Annotated in this window: 18 protein-coding genes and 2 pseudogenes; 12 read left to right on the forward strand and 8 right to left on the reverse strand. The window is 44.6% G+C overall.

Going from position 1 to position 19,310, the window contains the following annotated elements:
- Positions 1 to 450: 450 nt before the first annotated feature.
- Positions 451 to 918 carry a CreA family protein gene (locus ACQEXR_RS18225; protein ID WP_138970640.1) on the forward strand — a complete coding sequence of 156 codons (468 nt, stop codon included), beginning with the start codon at positions 451 to 453 and terminating at the stop codon, positions 916 to 918.
- A 111-nt stretch (positions 919 to 1,029) separates the two neighbouring features.
- On the forward strand, positions 1,030 to 2,334 hold the full coding sequence (locus tag ACQEXR_RS18230) for an inosine/guanosine kinase (protein ID WP_138970641.1): 1,305 nt from the start codon (positions 1,030 to 1,032) through the stop codon (positions 2,332 to 2,334).
- Between the two features lie 27 nt (positions 2,335 to 2,361).
- Here ACQEXR_RS18230 and ACQEXR_RS18235 read toward each other — a convergent pair whose 3' ends face one another.
- Entirely contained in the window at positions 2,362 to 2,979 is a 618-nt protein-coding gene (locus tag ACQEXR_RS18235; RefSeq protein WP_138970642.1) for a beta-phosphoglucomutase family hydrolase, read from the reverse strand.
- 335 nt (positions 2,980 to 3,314) lie between these two features.
- Here ACQEXR_RS18235 and ACQEXR_RS18240 point away from each other — a divergent pair.
- A pseudogene (locus tag ACQEXR_RS18240) lies at positions 3,315 to 4,010 on the forward strand (methyl-accepting chemotaxis protein); the annotation flags it as partial.
- A gap of 46 nt (positions 4,011 to 4,056) precedes the next feature.
- Here ACQEXR_RS18240 and ACQEXR_RS18245 read toward each other — a convergent pair.
- A pseudogene (locus ACQEXR_RS18245) lies at positions 4,057 to 4,239 on the reverse strand (hypothetical protein); the annotation flags it as partial.
- Between the two features lie 248 nt (positions 4,240 to 4,487).
- Positions 4,488 to 5,048: a GNAT family N-acetyltransferase gene (locus ACQEXR_RS18250; RefSeq protein WP_426953332.1), complete on the reverse strand. Its 561-nt coding sequence runs from the start codon at positions 5,046 to 5,048 to the stop codon at positions 4,488 to 4,490.
- A 261-nt stretch (positions 5,049 to 5,309) separates the two neighbouring features.
- Here ACQEXR_RS18250 and ACQEXR_RS18255 point away from each other — a divergent pair, with 261 nt between their 5' ends.
- Complete coding sequence (locus ACQEXR_RS18255; RefSeq protein ID WP_427020876.1) at positions 5,310 to 6,437, forward strand: acyl-CoA desaturase; 1,128 nt, start codon at positions 5,310 to 5,312, stop codon at positions 6,435 to 6,437.
- A gap of 37 nt (positions 6,438 to 6,474) precedes the next feature.
- Here ACQEXR_RS18255 and ACQEXR_RS18260 read toward each other — a convergent pair whose 3' ends face one another.
- Entirely contained in the window at positions 6,475 to 7,734 is a 1,260-nt protein-coding gene (locus ACQEXR_RS18260) for a DEAD/DEAH box helicase (protein WP_138970648.1), read from the reverse strand.
- A gap of 35 nt (positions 7,735 to 7,769) precedes the next feature.
- Positions 7,770 to 8,090, reverse strand: coding sequence for an ACP phosphodiesterase (locus tag ACQEXR_RS18265; protein WP_427020877.1), 321 nt, complete (start codon positions 8,088 to 8,090; stop codon positions 7,770 to 7,772).
- A 537-nt stretch (positions 8,091 to 8,627) separates the two neighbouring features.
- Between ACQEXR_RS18265 and ACQEXR_RS18270 the strand changes: the two genes are divergently transcribed.
- Both ACQEXR_RS18270 and msrB read left to right on the forward strand, forming a co-directional pair.
- Positions 8,628 to 9,830 carry an aromatic amino acid transport family protein gene (locus ACQEXR_RS18270; protein ID WP_426953329.1) on the forward strand — a complete coding sequence of 401 codons (1,203 nt, stop codon included), beginning with the start codon at positions 8,628 to 8,630 and terminating at the stop codon, positions 9,828 to 9,830.
- 147 nt (positions 9,831 to 9,977) lie between these two features.
- Positions 9,978 to 11,114 carry a peptide-methionine (R)-S-oxide reductase MsrB gene (gene msrB / locus ACQEXR_RS18275; RefSeq protein ID WP_427020878.1) on the forward strand — a complete coding sequence of 379 codons (1,137 nt, stop codon included), beginning with the start codon at positions 9,978 to 9,980 and terminating at the stop codon, positions 11,112 to 11,114.
- 69 nt (positions 11,115 to 11,183) lie between these two features.
- Here msrB and dbpA read toward each other — a convergent pair whose 3' ends face one another.
- Positions 11,184 to 12,560, reverse strand: a complete 1,377-nt coding sequence (dbpA, locus tag ACQEXR_RS18280) for an ATP-dependent RNA helicase DbpA (protein WP_138970652.1) — start codon at positions 12,558 to 12,560, stop codon at positions 11,184 to 11,186.
- Between the two features lie 110 nt (positions 12,561 to 12,670).
- Positions 12,671 to 13,324: a GTP cyclohydrolase I FolE gene (gene folE / locus ACQEXR_RS18285; protein WP_006880173.1), complete on the reverse strand. Its 654-nt coding sequence runs from the start codon at positions 13,322 to 13,324 to the stop codon at positions 12,671 to 12,673.
- Positions 13,325 to 13,485: 161 nt separating this feature from the next.
- Here folE and moeA point away from each other — a divergent pair, with 161 nt between their 5' ends.
- From moeA to ACQEXR_RS18305, 4 genes are read left to right on the forward strand one after another with little or no spacing between them, the layout of a single operon-like run.
- Positions 13,486 to 14,721 carry a molybdopterin molybdotransferase MoeA gene (moeA, locus tag ACQEXR_RS18290; RefSeq protein WP_427020879.1) on the forward strand — a complete coding sequence of 412 codons (1,236 nt, stop codon included), beginning with the start codon at positions 13,486 to 13,488 and terminating at the stop codon, positions 14,719 to 14,721.
- Between the two features lie 9 nt (positions 14,722 to 14,730).
- Positions 14,731 to 15,480 carry a molybdopterin-synthase adenylyltransferase MoeB gene (gene moeB / locus ACQEXR_RS18295; protein WP_331418436.1) on the forward strand — a complete coding sequence of 250 codons (750 nt, stop codon included), beginning with the start codon at positions 14,731 to 14,733 and terminating at the stop codon, positions 15,478 to 15,480.
- A gap of 27 nt (positions 15,481 to 15,507) precedes the next feature.
- Positions 15,508 to 15,819: a hypothetical protein gene (locus ACQEXR_RS18300; protein ID WP_138970655.1), complete on the forward strand. Its 312-nt coding sequence runs from the start codon at positions 15,508 to 15,510 to the stop codon at positions 15,817 to 15,819.
- A gap of 12 nt (positions 15,820 to 15,831) precedes the next feature.
- Complete coding sequence (locus ACQEXR_RS18305; protein WP_427020880.1) at positions 15,832 to 16,671, forward strand: sulfurtransferase; 840 nt, start codon at positions 15,832 to 15,834, stop codon at positions 16,669 to 16,671.
- 57 nt (positions 16,672 to 16,728) lie between these two features.
- Here the strand turns inward: ACQEXR_RS18305 and ACQEXR_RS18310 are convergent, their stop codons facing one another.
- A complete protein-coding gene (locus ACQEXR_RS18310; RefSeq protein ID WP_138970657.1) occupies positions 16,729 to 17,709 on the reverse strand; it encodes a sugar-binding transcriptional regulator in 981 nt (326 codons plus the stop codon).
- A 451-nt stretch (positions 17,710 to 18,160) separates the two neighbouring features.
- On the opposite strand from ACQEXR_RS18310, the gene tal reads away from it, so the two are divergent.
- A complete protein-coding gene (gene tal / locus ACQEXR_RS18315; RefSeq protein WP_426953326.1) occupies positions 18,161 to 19,111 on the forward strand; it encodes a transaldolase in 951 nt (316 codons plus the stop codon).
- 83 nt (positions 19,112 to 19,194) lie between these two features.
- On the forward strand, positions 19,195 to 19,310 hold a 116-nt coding region (locus ACQEXR_RS18320), incomplete at its 3' end, for a hypothetical protein (protein WP_427020881.1).

Below are 19,310 nucleotides of genomic sequence, written 5' to 3' on the forward strand. Positions count from 1 at the left end.
GCTGAAATTCGTGCGCCATCAAATGGATAAGTTCAACGGTCTTATACCCCACGTCATGCCCTATTGAATCGTTTATGCGTGACTCAAAGGTTACCTAGCTTGTGCTTTTATATCTATAGTTTGGATATAAAATCAATTGAATAGATATCACATATGTCGCAATTAAACTTCCTTTGTATCAATACTTTATAAAAAATGACACGTACACTGCTCGGTTAATCTGTTTAGCATCGGGTTGGGAGTGAGGAATAGAAAATCTCATCACAATATTGAAACCAGATGCTTAATAAGTAACCTGTATCAGTTTTGCGCCAAATACAAACTATGAGCCAAATTTTGATTGGATTTATCCAAGCATTCGGTTTTAAAAGGCGCTATTGTGGGAAAATGAACTTGCACCAAATGATACGTGTTACACTATTGAAAACCGCGAATAACAAGGATTTACGAATGAAGAAAATGCTTTTAAGTGCATTGATGGCCACCGCCTTGGTCGGGTGTTCTGATAACGAAGTTGGCGATGTGGGTCTTGGATGGTTCACGATGAAAGACATCAAGCTAAATCACATGCAAGATCCAATTGTGACTGGCGTAACATGTCATGTCGCTTCAATTGAAGCCGACTTTAGCCTAGCCGATCCAAGTGACAGCTCTATATCTTGTCGTCAGACTGGCGAAATTACCCCAGAGATGATTGCCAATATCGACAAGTCTAAAGATGGTGAAGTGGTATTTAAAAAGTCAAAAAGTATCTTCTTCAAAAGCATGAAAATCCGCCGAATCCTAGATGTAGAGAATCAGACATTGATGTACCTCTCTTATTCTACTAAAGAAACGTCAGGCAGTTTCAAGCACAGCCTCTCTACGGTGCCGTTATGGGGAACCAAAGCGTACGGTGCGTACAAACCAGCGGAATAGTTCAATTAAGTGCCAAACAGTAATGTTTGGCACTTTTTTATGTAATAAATATGAAAGCAATCTTTCATATGTGTGATATTATCCGGGAAAATTTCCAACTCCACTTTGAACATGAAGTTTCCCGGACAGCGCAAATCTAAGCACTACTTTCCTACTCACGCTCGCGATCCACTCGTCAATCAGATGAAGCAAACCCCTAAGCTTTATCGACCGATTGTGGTTGGCGTAGGTCAAACAATTGTTGACATAGAAGCTCGTGTCGATGACGAATTCCTAGCAAAATATGGTTTGAGTAAAGGACACTCGCTCGTTTTAGAGGAGAGTCAGGCAGACGCACTGTACGATGAACTAGTTAAACGCGAGTTGATCACTCATCAATATCCTGGCGATACGATTGGCAATACTCTGCACAACTACTCTGTACTGGCTGACAGTAAATCGGTACTACTAGGTGTAATGTCACGAAACATCGAAGTCGGCTCATTCGCATATCGTTATTTATGCCGCACATCGTCACGAATGAACCTAAACCACTTGCAGATGGTTGAAGGCTCAATCGGACGCTGCTACACGCTTATTTCGGACAACGGTGAACGTACCTTCGCAATTAATGAAGGTCATATGAACCAATTGCGCCCAGAAAGCATCCCAGAAGAGGTGTTTGATAAAGCGTCTGCGCTTGTTGTTTCTTCCTATTTAATGCGTGGAAAACCTGAAGACCCAATGCCGCAAGCCGTTGCTCGTGCTATCGAAATTGCGAAATCTAAGAACGTACCTGTTGTACTGACTCTTGGAACCAAGTGGGTTATCGAAGGCAATGCAAAGTGGTGGCAAGACTACATTAAAGAGAACATCTCTATTGTTGCGATGAATGAAGAGGAAGGCGAAGCTCTAACCGGTGAGAAAGATCCTCTTTTAGCCGCAGACAAGGCACTTGAGTGGGTTGATGTTGTACTATGCACAGCTGGCCCGGTTGGCCTCTACATGGCAGGTTACACTGAAGATTCAGCCAAACGCGAAACTGAACTACCGCTACTGCCAGGTAATATCCCTGAGTTCAACAAATATGAATTTAGCCGAGCTATGCGTAAGTCAGATTGTGGTACACCCGTAAAAGTGTATTCCCATATTGGTCCTTACCTAGGCGGCCCGCTTGAAATCAAGAACACAAATGGTGCTGGTGATGCTGCGCTGTCGGCCTTACTCCATGATATGGCTGCAAACAGTCACCATAAGACTAACGTTCCAAATTCTTCGAAGCATGACCAACCATACCTGACTTATTCTTCGCTATCGCAGATTTGTAAGTATGCTAACCGTGTTAGCTATGAAGTATTAACCCAGCACTCTCCTCGCCTAGCGCGTGCGCTTCCTGAACGTGAAGACAGTTTAGAAGAAGCATACTGGGATCGTTAATGATACGTTAACCAAAGAAAGGGCCGCTTATCGCGGCTCTTTTTCGTTCAAGTATGGGTAGAAGACTAACTGCCCTTCTTCGACCATCATGCAATCCATTTTGGCTGCATGTGCCGCCTGTAGCCCTAGCTGGGTGTCTTCAAATACGATACATGCACCAGCTTGAACCTTCATATCATCCGCGGCCTTTAAGAAGGTATCAGGATTGGGTTTATGGTTGTCAACATCCGTTGCCGTCACAATGACGTCAAGCAATTCAATCAGTTGTGCCTGCTTTAGCAGTCGTAAAGCGCTATCACGTTGGCTGCCAGTACCAACCGCCAGTTTCTTACGTTGATAGAATTGATGCAGGAGATCTACAGTACAAGCGATAGGCTTACCAACTTCCTGTAGTTCGGCAAAAGCCCCCATTTTGTAACGCGAGACTTCCATCGGTTCTAGCGACATACTGTGCTTTCTATTTATTTCTGCCGCAATTTTATAGCTTGGCATTCCCCCTAAGCTGTGTAACCACTCTTGGCTAAACGGAAAGCCGAAATGAGCGGCTGTCTGCTGCCATGCTTTTAAATGGCCAGGCATGGTATCCAACAAGGTGCCATCCATGTCGAATATAAACGCTTGATATTTTTCTAAAATTTCTAACATGGTTGTCCTACTGCCCTATTAACATAGTTTTACCGTATATCCTCACGCTAAGGTAGTGAGTGCATTGATATATTTATAAATACCAACTAACATCAGATCAAATACCTATAACTAAATATATTAACGGACTAAGGTAATCTTATGAATATCAAAAACAAACTATATTCATTAGGTGTTGTAGCTATACTTGGTGTCGTGTCTGTTCTTTTTGCAACAAGCCATTTCGCCCAAACCACGGCTCAGCTGAATCAGGCTAGCTTACTCGTATCAAACCTAGAAATACGCTTACTCAATTTACGCCGGAATGAGAAAGATTTCCTACTCCGTAAAGATGAATCAATGAGATATCGGAAAGTACATCCGTTGCGGTGGAAGATGTGCAACAGGCCTCTGTCAATGCACAAAGCGGTCGTAAAGTCGTCGAGACAACCGTCAGCAACATAGATCAACTCACTACCATTCTCGGCAGTAGCCAAGCATCAATTGGCTCACTAAATAACCACGTCGATAAAATTGGTGACGCCGTAAACATCATCCAAGAAATAGCCGAACAAACCAACTTGCTGGCGCTCAATGCAGCAATCGAGGCAGCGCGTGCTGGTGAACAAGGGCGAGGTTTTGCGGTAGTGGCTGATGAGGTTCGTGCTCTTGCTAGCCGAACTCATCAATCAACCGAGGAGATCACTAAAGTTGTGACTGCCATTCAGAATCAAATGTCTGAAGTAGTGACCAATATTGACCAATGTAATGATCAGGGTTCGCAAACTCTCGAAGCATCACAGACACTGGATAGTAGCCTTACTCAAATTATCGATGATATGACCAATATTCAGGCAAATTCTGAACGTATTGCCTCTGCGATTGAAGAACAAGGCATAGTAATGAACCAGGTTAGTGAGTCTATCACAGAGCTCAATTCGATATCTGAAGGGAATATGCAGTCAGCTCAGCAATGTTTAACAGAAGTGGACAGAGTCTCCGTTCAAGCTACTGACATGGATAGTGCGGTTGCTGAATTCAAAACGTCTTAAGTCATCACTCAAGCAAAAAAATCCCCTCTAGAGAGGGGATTTTTTATTACTCATCGTCAAGTGGCATCAACTTGGTACTTCCACCATGGATTTTCTCGCGCTTACGCTGCACCAGTGCATAGAAGCCAGGTATTAGGAAGGTACCCGCTAGTAGTACACAAAGCAGCCCCCCTATCAAAGAGATACCCAGTGAGTTTTGGCTAATGTGTCCTGCCCCAGAAGCGAAGATCGCTTGGTTACCCACCAGTACTTCTTGTATTGAACTGGCTCAGCGACAACAAGCTGTGCCGGTAATTGATTCTGTCCTTGAGGGTTTTCGCCGCATCCTACGAGAAAAAGTGCGCTAGCAAGCGCAGTACAGGTAAAGGTTTTTTTCATGAATAGACCGCTAGATAGATATAAATGGGCTTGCCTAAAAATACCTAACGGTCAATCGAGCTTTGTCCGAACAATATCAGGACAATTAGCTTAAGTGTATCAAGCTGTTACAAGTTCTAACCTTGTGTGTCGTTCTGTAAGACGCTGTAATTCTGCGCCCGATTCCCAGCGGTAAACCAACTCAGGTACTTGGTGACCACAAGGGGCGTTCCAAAGCCTTTCCAAGCTGTTGGTTCCACCCAAATGCTGGTAAAACTCTACCGCTTGATGATTCTCTTTCATCACTTCCAAATACACACCACTGTCTGGAAAATACTGAGTAATCCACTTGGAGACTTCAGCCAGCAGTGTAACCCCTAATCCCCTGCCACGGTAATTGGGATCGATATGTAGGGAGTCGATAATCGTACCTTTTTCGAAATCATGATTGCCAAATGCACAGACAAAACCACACAAAAGGCCACCTTCTTCGATCAGAAGAACACATTGATTAAAAGGAGGGTTAATGAGGCGGGTCTGCCAAATCGCGAGACGTTCATCTAGCACTTCGTTATCAAGAAACTCTTGCCCAAGAATGCCTTGATAATATTGTTTCCAACTTTGCGCGTGCAAGGTAGCAATACGCTCATAGTCGCTATATTCAGCTACTTTTAATTCCATTTATAGTTCCTTATTACTTCCTGTAAGGATTGAGTGCCCCTTCATACTATAAAACATTTAACAAAAAGCCAAACATTCTGGGAAATGGCATCATTTGTGTTGGTTATTCTGCAACCCAGTTCAAAACCACGACGAAAAATTTGCTTACCAATTATTTTGACAAAATCACGTGCGCTAACCGACATACTGAGCCATCGAGTTTGACTTACAACTGTACGCTGATATTCTAGCGAACAACTGTTAGCTCAAAGGAAAAGCTCGATGTCTGGTTCTAACAAACCACCACTGATTTGGTTAAACATATTTATTTTCTTGTCATCCTTTATAGTCGCTTTGGTGATTGTTCCTTGGTACGGCTTAACGGCCGGTTACGGCCTTGAACACCTCGTCTGGTTCGTTATTGCCTTTTCATTTTGTAATCTTTCGATTACTGCTGGCTACCACAGGCTATGGTCGCATAAGACCTATGAAGCGCACTGGTCATTACGCGCACTCTTTGCCCTTGGTGGCGCGTTTGCGCTACAAAACAGTGCTCTGCACTGGAGTTCCGACCATAGAATTCACCACAAACATGTCGATAATAACGATAAAGATCCTTACTCGGCTAAACGTGGCTTTTGGTTTTCTCATATTGGTTGGATGTTGCGTGAATATAATGCCAATACCTATTCCGATTATGGCAATTGCCGAGATTTACAGCGTGATAAAATCGTCATGTGGCAACATAAATACTATGTGCCTGTTGCGATTCTAACTAACTTCGGTATTCCACTATTACTTGGCGTTGTTTATGGTGATATCTTTGGCATGTTGCTTGTGGTTGGAGTATTACGTCTAGTACTTAGTCATCACTCAACATTCTTCATTAATTCGCTCGCCCATATTTGGGGCTCACAACCATATACCGATAAAAATACGGCTCGTGACAACGCCGTACTTGCCGTGTTCACCTTTGGCGAGGGATACCACAACTACCATCACATCTTCGAGAACGATTATCGTAATGGCATCTATTGGTGGCAGTACGACCCGACTAAGTGGTTGATTAAGTCCTGCTCATGGTTAGGTTTGACCAATAAATTGCGAGTTACGCCGAAAATTAAAATTGAAAAAGCCATCGCCAAGCAAGCGCTCGCCAAGGCGTCTAAAAATGTTAGTAAACTGCCAAACGCATCAATGCTTAACGAAGTGTTAAACAAAGAGTTTGAGGCGTTAATGTCGAGAATGGCAGACTATTACGATGTAAAAAAACAGGTCATTGAGGCAAAGAAAACCGATTTGGCAAAGAAATATGAAAAGTCATTGCTCAAACTGCGTTATCAGCAAATGAAGCAAGAACTTGCCGCACAGCGCAAGAGCTGGAATAGCCTAGTCGCACAATACGCCTAATTAAAAGGCTCACGCCGTTACAACGTGAGCCTTAAAATTATTTCTTTTTACCGCGATTAGCGTGAATCTTCAGCTTCGCTTTCATCTTGCGCTTATCTGAGTTTCGACCTTTACGGTGTGGCACTTTATCTGGCTCAATATCTTCAATCAAACTCGGCTCAAAGCCCTGTAGCCACTCTTGAGGCAACTTGGCATCCAATAGGCGCTCAATCGCGTGAAGTAAGTACTCTTCATCACGGCTCATTAACGAAACAGCGAAACCTTCCTTTCCTGCACGGCCCGTACGACCGATTCGGTGAACGTAATCTTCGGCTTTGTATGGCATATCAAAGTTAACCACTTGCTCAAGCTCCTGAATATCGAGCCCCCTTGCCGCCACGTCAGTCGCTATCAGAGCACGAATTTGACCTGATTTAAAATCATCAAGTGCTTTTTGCCTCGCGCCTTGACTCTTGTCACCATTAATTGAAGCCGCTTTGATTCCGTCTAGCTTAAGCTCTTTCGCTAAAGCATCACTACCCTGTTTTGTCTTAGTAAAAACCAAAACTTGCTGCCAATTTCTAGAGCCTATCAAATACGCGAGAAGCTCTGCTTTACGCTTCTTATCGACTGGATAAACCATCTGTTTAACCGTCTCTGCGGTACTGTTTGATGGAGAGACCTGTACTTCTACAGGTTCATTAAGCATTCGATAGGCGGTAGTTTTAATTCTCTGATCAAAAGTCGCAGAGAAGAACAGAGTCTGTCGATTTGCATTGCAGCGTTGAAGAATACGCTTAATATCAGGCATAAACCCCATGTCCAGCATTCGATCCGCTTCATCGAGGACTAAATATTCTGTCTTATTGAGGTTAATATTTTTGCAGTACATGTGGTCGATAAGGCGACCAGGTGTTGCGATCAGAATGTCACATCCTTGCATAAGATTTCTGGTTTGGACATTCATACTTGTGCCTCCATAGACAGCCACCACTTTGATATCTGTCTTGGATGCATACTGAGTAAGATTGTCGAACACCTGTTGAGCAAGTTCGCGCGTAGGAACCAGAACCAATGCGCGAACATCGTTGCTCTGCAGATCACGCTTGGTATTCGAATCAATTAATCTTTGCAGTATAGGCAGACCAAATGCAGCGGTTTTGCCCGTACCAGTTTGAGCACCCGCTAAGACGTCTTTTCCTTCAATAACATGAGGAATAGCCTGAATTTGTATTTCTGTAGGTTGTTCAAAGCCTAGTGTTTCTAACGTAGATAAAAGCGTAGAGCCCAATCCAAGAGCTTCAAATTGTATCGACATGCGGGTTACCTATAATTGCAAGGCGGACGATTCTATCAGAAACTTTTGCTGGCAGTTAGTATCTGTGGATAGAGCTGAGCAAATAACTCATCCAGTTGATGATAATTCTGTCGTAGATAGGGAATGCACTCCACCAGCGTGACCATTCTTGGTGAACGATGTGACATTCGCTGTAATGCGAACTCGATATTTTCGATGTGCTGATAGGACTGTAACCAACGCCCCTCACTCATAGCATGTGTGACGGTGACAAACCGATCCGGAACAACATCCGCCATCTCTTCACTCATCACTTGCATCAGCGAGTGAGTGCAGAATCTTCGCCCGATTACGTTGATACCCTTATGAAAGCACAAAGCCAGCGCGATTGCACTGGCTCTTTCGGGTTGCTACCTAAGTAGACTTATCGTCACTGAAGAATCGTTATTTGAAAATCTCTTCGGCGAGCGCTTCAATTGACTGCTCGTAGTCCGAGAGTTCAAAGCCAATTTCCATGGCATCTAACAGCTCGAGGCATTCTTCATTGATTGTTTGGTCACTCATTCTGACCTCCTTTATAAAAACACTTATCAAGACCTGCGTTTTTCAAGTCTCAGCCTGAATATGCGGGTTCTTGGTTCCTTTTTAAACCACTTATATGACAGTTTTTTGAAAGGCGAAAGTAAATTCTGACTATGATTTGCTCTTTATTCCAACGCAATCGATTACCCCGACAACCATCCCATGGATGTAAACATAAAATTACACTGGTGGTAATTAATTTGTACAAAACACTTGTCTTTGTCAAAGATCTTTTTCAAAATGGTCACATTGTCAGTCTTAATGACTACATATTACACAACAGTTAGTCATAACCTCTACTAAAGTCAGATAAACGTAAAGAATTATATACAATGAACAAATCAAAGGTATTGGGTAGTACTTTGATCATTGCTGGGACCACCATTGGTGCTGGCATGCTTGCGCTACCACTCGCTTCTGCGGGTATAGGCTTCACCACTTCACTTATCATTATGATCGCTCTATGGGCATTAATGGCGTATACCGCTTTATTGATGATTGAAGTACATCAACATGCAGACCAAGATGCGACCTTACACACCCTTGCCAATCAATTTCTAGGCATCAAGGGGAAATGGGTAGCAAGCTTTGCGATGATGTTTCTCTTCTATGCACTTTGCGCAGCTTACATTGCTGGTGGTGGCGCACAGTTTGCGGAGCGTATTGCGACTTTCTCTGGTGTTGAAGTTTCACCAACAACATCGACCGTGTTGTTTACCCTATTAGTCGCCGCAGTGGTAACGATTGGCACTGCGACAGTGGATAAAGTTAACCGAGTACTATTTTCAATTAAGATCATTGCGATGGTAATGGTGCTTACTTTCTTAGCACCGAATGTCACTGAATCTTACCTATTAAGTATGCCTGTAGAACAAGGTCTAGTGATCGCTGCGATTCCGGTGATTTTCACTTCTTTTGGTTTCCACGGCAGCATCCCTGCGATTGTTAACTACTTAGATGGCCATACGCCTTCACTGCGCAAGGCCATTTTGATCGGTTCCGCGATTCCATTGGTGATCTACGTTTTCTGGCAAGTCGTCACACTGGGCGTCGTCAATCAGTCTCAACTACTCGAAAATCAGGGATTGAGTTCACTTATCTCGACACTGGCCACCACTGTTCATCGCTCTAATCTGGCTCAAACTATCGGTATCTTCGCTGATTTGGCACTGCTGACTTCATTTCTTGGGGTGAGTCTCGGGTTGTTCGAATTCCTAGGCGACAAGATCAATAAAAGTGGTAACGGTGGTTCACGCGTATTGGTCGGATTGGTGACATTTCTACCACCAATGGGCTTCGCCTTGTTCTACCCTCAGGGCTTTATTGCGGCGCTAGGATATGCCGCCATTGCACTGGTTGTACTGGCCATCTTTTTGCCCATTTTGATGGTCAAAAAAGCTCGTCAACAGGCCTCGACACAAAGCTATCAAGTACTTGGTGGTAATGTAGGCCTAATCGCAACCAGTTGTGTTGGGGTGGTTATCGTCACAGCTCAGGTACTGATCACCGCAGGTGTATTACCAAGCTTGGGTTAGTGGCAGATTCTAAGTAAAAACGGCGCGATGACTCGCGCCGTTTTTGATCCTTCCTTAGAACAAACCAATATAATTACTTAATTGTGTAATTTTCTCATTGATAGCCCGTTCTATTCTCAAGTAGTGATAACCATTTACGAGGTTAATATGAAAGTGAAGTTTAAGTTTATCCTCTCCGCTGTTGCATGTGTGGCCGTGCTCACCTCTTTTTTCGGCGCGGCAGATAGCAATATGTCTGGCACGAAAACTTTAAACGATTATGACGTAGCGACGTTGGCTGGAGGCTGTTTTTGGTGTACTGAATCCGATTTGGAAAAACTGCCTGGCGTTATCGATGTGATTTCTGGCTATGCTGGTGGTGATATTGAGAATCCAACTTACAAACAAGTTTCGTCCGGTAAGACTGGGCACCTTGAAGTCATCAGCGTTAAATACGATCCTAAAACGGTCACTTATGAGCAAGTTCTCGACCAGTTTTTTCGTCATATAGACCCAACGGATGATCAAGGCTCCTTTGTCGATAGAGGTCGCCACTATCGCCCTGCTGTTTTTTATCATACCCAAGAACAGAAAAAGATTGCCGAAAACTTTATCGCGCAAATTGATGCGTTAGGTATTTTCAAGAAACCATTGAAAACCGAGTTGATCGAATTCAAAGCGTTCTGGCCGGCTGAAGATTACCACCAAGATTATTACAAGCGTAATAAAATTCGCTATAACTACTACCGTTACGCATCTGGTCGCGATCAGTATTTAGATGAGATTTTTGGCGAAGATCGTCAGGACAATCCTGTAACGCTGCGCGCACTTATTGACGATAAAATAAGTGCTGAAAGTGTTAAACCATATGCCAAACCATCGCAGTCTGCGATTAAGAACAAGCTTACTGAGCTTCAGTACTACGTCACTCAACAAGAAGGGACAGAACGAGCATTCAGCAATGAATACTGGGATAACAAAGAGGCTGGGATTTATGTCGATATTGTTTCTGGAGAGCCTCTTTTCTCATCCACTGACAAGTATAAATCAGGCACAGGCTGGCCAAGTTTTACTAAGCCGATAAATCAAGGTTACATTGTCACAAAAACCGACTACCGCCTTCTCTATCCCCGAACAGAAGTTCGCAGCCGATTTGCGGACTCCCATTTAGGGCACGTGTTTAAAGATGGTCCAGCGCCGACAGGCCTGCGCTACTGCATGAACTCCGCAGCAATGAGGTTTATTCCGTTAGCAGATTTGGAAAAAGAGGGGTACGGCGACTATCTCTACCTGTTCGACCGTTAAATCCATCCAAACGTCGTTAGCAAAAAAGCCAACCTGAACATAGGTTGGCTTTTAGCTCACTATTAGCGCTTACTTCATCACACGAGCTTTGAAACTGCGTCCTTTCATCTTGCCTGTCGTAAGCTGTTTTAACGCAGGTTTGACGATATCATGCTCCACCGCTAGGTATGAAACCATTGCTAGGATATTAATCTTGCCAATCTTTTTACCATCTAAGCCAGCTTGCTTAGTCAAGGCTCCCAAAATGTCTCCAGCGCGCACCTTTTGTTTCTTGCCGCCTAAAATCTGGATTGTTTGCATTTTAGGGTAAAACGGTCGCTCAATCGGTTTTTCCGGTAATTTAGCTGGTGAGATAACTAAGTCCATGTACTCTTCAATACGTGCGACTCGATAGTGTTCTTTCTCGCTGTAGAAGCTAAATGCAACGCCTTTTGAGCCAGCGCGCCCCGTTCGACCAATTCGATGGACATGAACTTCAGGATCACGGGAAAGCTCAAAGTTGAAAACCGCATCAAGGTTATCAACGTCCAATCCACGTGCTGCCACATCGGTCGCAACCAAAATAGAGATACTTTTATTGGCAAACATGGTCAACGCTTGCTCACGCTCACGCTGTTCCATATCTCCATGCAATTCAACCACACTGAATCCACGATGTTTCAGTTCATCCGTTACGTTTTGCACCTCTTTCTTCGTGTTACAAAACACAACCGACGACTCTGGCTTATGCGTCAGTAATAGGGCTTCCAGTGCGTCATCACGCGCTTCAGTCGTGTCTAATTGATAGAAGCGTTGCTCAATGGTTGTCGTTGCATGTGTTGACTCAACTTTGACCATTTCCGGCTTAACCATGACTTTGGCAGCCAATGACTCAATGTTGTTAGGGAAAGTTGCGCTAAACAGCAAAGTCTGACGCTCGGCTGGCGCAGCGGCAATTATCGTATCAATCGCCTCTTCAAAACCCATCTCAAGCATTCGGTCAGCTTCATCCAGCACAAGTGTATTCAACTCATCAAGGCTAATGCGTCCCTTAGACATATGATCAAGTATTCGACCAGGCGTACCAACCAAGATATGCGCACCGTGCTCAAGTGAACCGATCTGTGGCCCCATTGGTAGGCCGCCGCATAAGGTAAGTACCTTAATGTTGTGAATACCACGCGCTAGGGTGCGGATCTCTTTCGCAACCTGATCAGCCAGTTCACGAGTCGGGCAAAGTACTAATGTTTGCACTCGAAAGCGTTTAACATTGAGGTTACTCAGCAAGCCCAATGAGAATGTTGCGGTTTTACCTGAACCTGTTTTGCCTTGACCAATCACGTCTTTACCGCTGAGCACGAGAGGTAAAGCTTGCTGTTGGATTGGCGTCATTTCTTTGTAGCCAAGGCTATCCAACGTTTCAAGCAATTCAGGCTTCAGTTCAAGGGTGTTAAATGAAGTTGTCACTGTTTTATCCTTTGAGGATTGGCTGGAAGGAGTGTTCTCCCAGCATTAAAAACTAAAAACCGCTTCGAAATGGAAGCGGTTTTGAATTCGTAAGTCCGACGCAGCTTGTCCTATCGAATTCCGTGCAGGAACTCATGGCGTGTCGCTGGATTTGACTTGAAAATGCCACCTAATGCCGTCGTTGTGGTTTCACTGGTTGCATCCATAACACCACGTGACTTAACACAGTAATGGGTTGCATCAATGGTTACTGCCACATCATCTGACTCTAGCAGGGTTTGCAATGCGACTAAGATCTGCTGTGTCATACGCTCTTGCACCTGAGGGCGCTGAGCGAAGAAACGGACGATGCGGTTAATCTTAGACAGGCCGATGATTTTTCCACGTGGAATATAAGCGACCGCTGCACGACCATCAATTGTCACTAAGTGATGCTCACAGGTACTCGTCACTGTGATGTCTTTCACTCGAACCATTTCACTGACATTCATCTTGTTTTCGATGACAGTAATCTTGGGGAAATTTGAGTAATCTAAGCCAGAGAAAATCTCATCAACGTACATTTTTGCGATACGGTGCGGAGTCTCTTCTAAACTGTCATCAGTAAGGTCTAGCTCTAGTAGAGAGAGAATTTCACGCATATGGTGTTGAATCTTTTCTTTTTTCTCTTCTCGACTGAACGAGTTTGGCGCCATCGGCGTCTCTAATCCTCGTTGCTCTAGCGCATCTTTGACCAACTTTGCGGATTCGCTAAGACCTGACATTCCACTTCCTCTTATTTACCCCTTTAGGATGGCTGACAAGGATACTCGGATTTTTGAATAATTACACCCATATTTTATTGGAGGTCATTATTGCTCTATGGCTATCTATGATAGAGTGTTGACCATTAGACTAAAAATAATAGTAAATTAGGATTTTTGATATGGGCTGCTGCGATGCACCAGGCTTAATGCCGATCGAAGAGGCGATGGATAAAATGTTATCGCCAATTGAAGCTATCCAAACAACGTTACAACTTCCCTTAGCAGATGCAATCGGCTATGTGCTCGCTGAAGACATACTCTCCCCTATTTTTGTACCGCCATTTGATAACTCTGCAATGGATGGTTACGCCATTCGTATCGCGGATTTAACGAATCACAATGTCATGCCGATGGCTGGTAAGTCGTTCGCGGGTCAGCCGTTTGAAGGCGATTGGCCAATCGGTTCATGTGTTCGTATCATGACAGGTGCAAAAATTCCTGATGGCTGTGACGCGGTCATTATGCAAGAGAACACTCAAGTTACTGAGCATGGTATTCTCTTTAATCAAACCGACGTAAAACCGCAAAACAATATTCGCCCAACTGGCGATGACATCAAGCAAGGTGATATTGTCCTAGCAAAAGGCGCTCGTTTGACTGCGCGTGATATTCCGATGATCGCAACTCTCGGCGTTAGCCAGGTTAGCGTGGTACGTAAACCGCGTGTGGCGTTTTTTTCCACTGGCGATGAGCTACGTCCTTTAGGTGAAACCTTATCCGAAGGTCAGATTTACGACAGTAACCGTTACGGTATTAAGCCTCTTATCGAAAACTTCGGTTGTGAAGCGATTGATCTCGGCATCATTCCAGACTGCCCAGAAACCCTCAAGGCAACGTTTGAACACGCGCAGACATTGGCTGACGTGGTTGTGACTTCCGGTGGTGTCAGCGTTGGTGAAGCAGATTACACCAAAGATATCTTACAAGAGTTAGGTCAAATCGGCTTTTGGAAGCTAGCAATCAAGCCGGGTAAGCCTTTTGCGTTTGGTAAGCTATCGACAGCTTGGTTCTGTGGCTTGCCGGGTAACCCTGTCTCTGCCGTGTTAACCATGTATGTTCTTGTTCAACCTCTACTAGTAAAATTGGCAGGACATACCGAATGGAAAGCACCAGAGTCAATCCCAGCAACAACACGCAGTGCTTTTAAGAAAGCGCCAGGGCGCACGGATTATCAACGTGGCATCTACTCTATTGAGAATGGTCAGTTTGTCGTAGAAACAACGGGCAACCAAAGTTCAGGTGCGTTCAGATCGATGAGTCTAGCCAACTGCTTCGTCGTGCTTGAACGAGAGCGTGGACGAGTCGAGATTGGCGAAACCGTCAACATCCAGCTGTTTAACCCGACGCTTTACTAGAGGTGCCACTTGGAGATCTTATCTGATCAAGAAATGCTCCGCTACAACCGTCAAATCATTCTCAAGCAGTTTGACTTTGACGGTCAAGAAGCGCTCAAGCAGAGTTCTATTCTCGTTCTTGGCGCCGGAGGACTTGGCTGTGCTTCTACTCAGTATCTCGCGACGGCGGGGGTTGGTACGTTAACCCTCATCGACGACGATGTGGTTGAACTTTCTAATCTACAGCGTCAGGTTCTTCACCACGATTCAGATATCGGGGTTAAAAAAGTCGATTCGGCCGCTCAATCACTGAGAGAGCTTAATCCCAATATTACGGTTAACACCTTCGATAAGCGTCTTTCTGATCAACAACTATCACAGTTGATTGAACAGCATACTCTTGTTCTTGATGCATCGGACAACGTCGAAACACGCAACCAGTTAAACCGCCTTTGCTACGCAAATAAAACGCCCCTAGTCTCAGGTGCTGCGATCCGCATGGAGGGGCAAGTAAGCGTGTTTACTTACCAAGATGATCAACAACCTTGTTATCAATGTCTCAGCGCCTTGTTCGGCAATACAGCATTGAGTTGTGTTGAAGCTGGCGTCATGGCACCGGTTGTCGGCATTATAGGTGCGGTTCAGGCGATGGAGGCAATTAAGGTAATTTCTGGCTATGGCACGCCGAAACAAGGTAAGATCTTGATGTTAGATGCATTGACGATGTCTTGGCGTGAAATGAATTTAATGAAGATGCCAAACTGTCCTGTGTGTCACTAGAAGTAAGGTAGTGGTAGAGTGCTGACGATGAATCATCCCAAAGGCTTTATCGCTACCTTGTTGCTTGGTGCGCTGGCACTCTATGTTCTGACGTGGCTAATGCAAGATCGTCCGTCGACGGAAGTCCGAGCGGTAGTTGACTCACAAACGGTCACCCAGTCACTGGATGGCAATCGTCGTTTTTTAAATGTTACCACTGAATCTCAGCAACAACTGTTGATTCAAGTTCCAGCAAATATTGACTGTCCCCGTCTATCTCAGGTAATTATTCAGCAGCAACAAACGTTGTTGTCAGATTCCATGTCGTATCAATTGATTCGCTGCACCGCAGCACAATAAAAAGGATTTTTGATGTCACCACTCGTAACCCCCCAATGGCTCGCTCAACAGATGAGCGATAATCGCTTAGTTATCTTAGACACCAGTATTGATTTCCAGATCCCCGCAGAAGTTGAGAAGGATAAAACGAACTTAATCCCGTGCTCACGCCGTTTTGATTACGACGCGGTGTTTTGCGATCCAGACACTAGTCTCCCGCACATGATGCCAACCGAAGAGCGTTTTAATCACTTAGCTCAGGATCTAGGTTTGAATAATGACTCTGTAATTGTAGTTTACGACAACAGTGGCACTTTTGCTTCGCCAAGAGCATGGTGGATGTTACGTGCGATGGGACATGAGCAAGTCTACATTCTCGATGGCGGTCTGACTGAATGGAAAGCGTGTGGATTTGATACGACGACACATTATTTAGCTCCAACAGCGAAAGGTAACTTTTCTGGTAAGCTGAATCCGGATTACTTTGTTGACGCACAATATGTGGTTCAACAAATCAATAACGATGCGAGCCTAACCGTCGATGCCCGTTCCAAAGCACGCTTCGATAGTGAAGTAGCAGAGCCACGTCCAGGCTTACGCAGTGGTCATATCCCCAATTCAGTTTGTCAGCCTTTTGCACAGCTAATGGATCAACATAAGTTAAAGCCAGTCGAACAACTTAAACAGATTTTACAGCCGACGCTTTCAACAGATGCGGCTCAAACACTCTTTAGCTGTGGCTCTGGTGTCACCGCTTGCATTGTACTGCTTGCAGCCTATCTTTGTGGTTATCGTAATCTCGCCGTTTATGATGGCTCATGGACAGAATGGGGCGCAAACAGCGATTTGCCTATCGCCACAACTAGCAAATAACCGCTTATACATCCGTTTTGTTGAGATTATAAAAGGCAGCCTTAGCTGCCTTTTTTGTTATTTCATTTGCTCATCGAGGTTTAGCACGGTGAGTGCATTGCTCACACTTGTGGCGATCACGTCAATCACACCAGTTCGCAACGCTCCAAGTAGCGCAAGCGGTTTACTGTTTTCTGCTGCAATGGCGATAACCTGCGAAATCGGTCGAAACTCGTCAATGCTCAGCCCGATCACTCGGTCACTCATCACAGTTGTGGCGGATTGACCATGTATATCAAAGAAATCGTAACCAGCAAAATCGCCAACCACCCCTTGTTGCATCCTTGATTGAACAACTTCCTCGGCAGTAAACCACCCAAGATCAACCATATAACTGTTTTCGCTCATGTCACCAATACCGACCAAGGCAACATCAGCTTTACGTGCCAAGTCTAAGGTTTGTTTGACAGTTGCATTTTGCATAAAGGCGAGCTTCTGTTCTCGGTTCTCCGCGTAAGCTGGCGCATACAATGTTTCTGAGGTTCCGCCATAGCTTTTGGCAAATTGACGGCAGATGTGGTCGGCATTAAACATCCCCCCACGTGGATGGATACCACCAATACCACATACGAATTTAACGTCTCTTTGCGGAATAACGCCGACATGATGCGCTACAGCGGAGACATTGCGTCCCTGCCCCACGGTCACAACAGAACCGTTTTGAATCGAGCTCGCCATATATTTCGAGACTAGACCCGCAACCTGCTGACGCTGTTGCTCTTCAACTGGTTGATCCAAGGCGATCAAAGCACGCTTAACACCAAATCGTTCGATAAGACGTTGTTCTATTTTAGCGCTAAAAACTGGGTGATATTTGACCGTGATCTCCACAATACCTTCGTCTCTGGCCTGCTTTAGCATCCGACCAACTTTGGCACGTGAGACAGAGAACTTCTTCGAAATCTCCTCTTGTGTCGCACCATCCTGATAGTAGGCCACTGAGATTTCAGTCAGTAGATCTGCGTTGTCATCCGAAATGTCATTCTGAGATTTGTTCATTGGTGTATTTTCCAAACCAAATAAATCGCACCTAACATGTGCTCACAGCCGTAGCATATGTCACAACCCGCCATTTTGGCAACATTTGCTCAGTGAAATTACAAATTCTCAGCACGTTTTTTATCCTTCATACACTAGCCTGAACCCTTACTGCTTCTTGGCAAACGTTTAGTTGTCCTGCCACCAGTCAGGTTTAAAAAAAATACTTGATGAACATCACTTAAAAGCTCATTCGGCAATTGACTTTCTATCTGTATAAGATAATTATGAACCCATCATTTACTCAGCGTTCGAGCAAATGTTCACAACAAATGTTCATACGTTGAAAATTATTTAGGTTAAGTAAGCTGGGTTGTCCTTAGCGGAAAAATCGACTATTACTTAACTCGCTTGCAATTGCATCCCCATATCATGTCGTGATCTGGGAGCCCAATGAAATAGGATGATCGAAATGAGCAACAAATTAGAGCAACTTCGTAAACTAACGACTGTAGTCGCTGATACTGGTGAAATTGATGCAATCAAAAAATACCAGCCAGAAGACGCAACGACTAACCCTTCTCTGATTCTTAAAGCCGCTCAAATCGAAGAGTACGCGCCTCTAATCGACGCTTCTATCGAATACGCAAAATCTCAAAGCTCTGATAAAGCACAGCAAGTACAAGATACGTGTGACATGCTAGCGGTAAACATCGGTAAAGAAATCCTTAAAACCATTCCAGGTCGTATCTCTACTGAAGTTGATGCACGTCTTTCTTACGACATGGAAGGCAGCGTAGCAAAAGCACGCCAGCTAGTTAAAATGTACAACGATGCAGGCATCACTAACGATCGCATCCTTATCAAGCTTGCGTCTACTTGGGAAGGCATCCGTGCCGCTGAAATCCTAGAAAAAGAAGGCATCAACTGTAACCTTACTCTTCTATTCTCTTTCGCACAGGCTCGCGCATGTGCTGAAGCTGGCGTATTCCTAATCTCTCCATTCGTTGGTCGAATCATGGACTGGTACAAAGCGAAAGAAGGTCGTGACTTTGAAGCACAAGAAGACCCAGGCGTGTTGTCAGTATCTAAGATCTACAACTACTACAAAGAGTACGGCTACAACACTGTCGTCATGGGCGCAAGTTTCCGCAACATCGGTGAGATCCTTGAGCTAGCTGGCTGTGACCGTCTGACTATCGCTCCTGCACTTTTAGCAGAACTTGAAGCTGCTGAAGGTGAAGTCGTTGAGAAGCTAGTTGATTCTAAAGGTTCAGCAGCTCGTCCAGCAGCAATGACTCACGCTGAGTTCCTATGGGAACACAACCAAGACCCAATGGCTGTTGAGAAGCTTGCAGAAGGTATCCGCAACTTCGCAGTAGACCAAGGCAAACTTGAAGCAATGATTGAAGCGAAGCTTTAATCACCAGAATTTCTAGAGGGGAACGTTTGCGTTCCCCTCTTATTATCCTTTCTTAAGAAACAATCTATTAATCGGTATTTATTATGGATCACTCTCTTCAATCAAGAAAGCATCTAGCAAATGCAATCCGCGCTCTAAGCATGGATGGTGTACAACAAGCTAACTCTGGTCACCCAGGCGCACCTATGGGTATGGCTGA

It is taken from the genome of Vibrio sp. TRT 2004, from assembly GCF_050113735.1.
Taxonomy (GTDB): domain Bacteria; phylum Pseudomonadota; class Gammaproteobacteria; order Enterobacterales; family Vibrionaceae; genus Vibrio.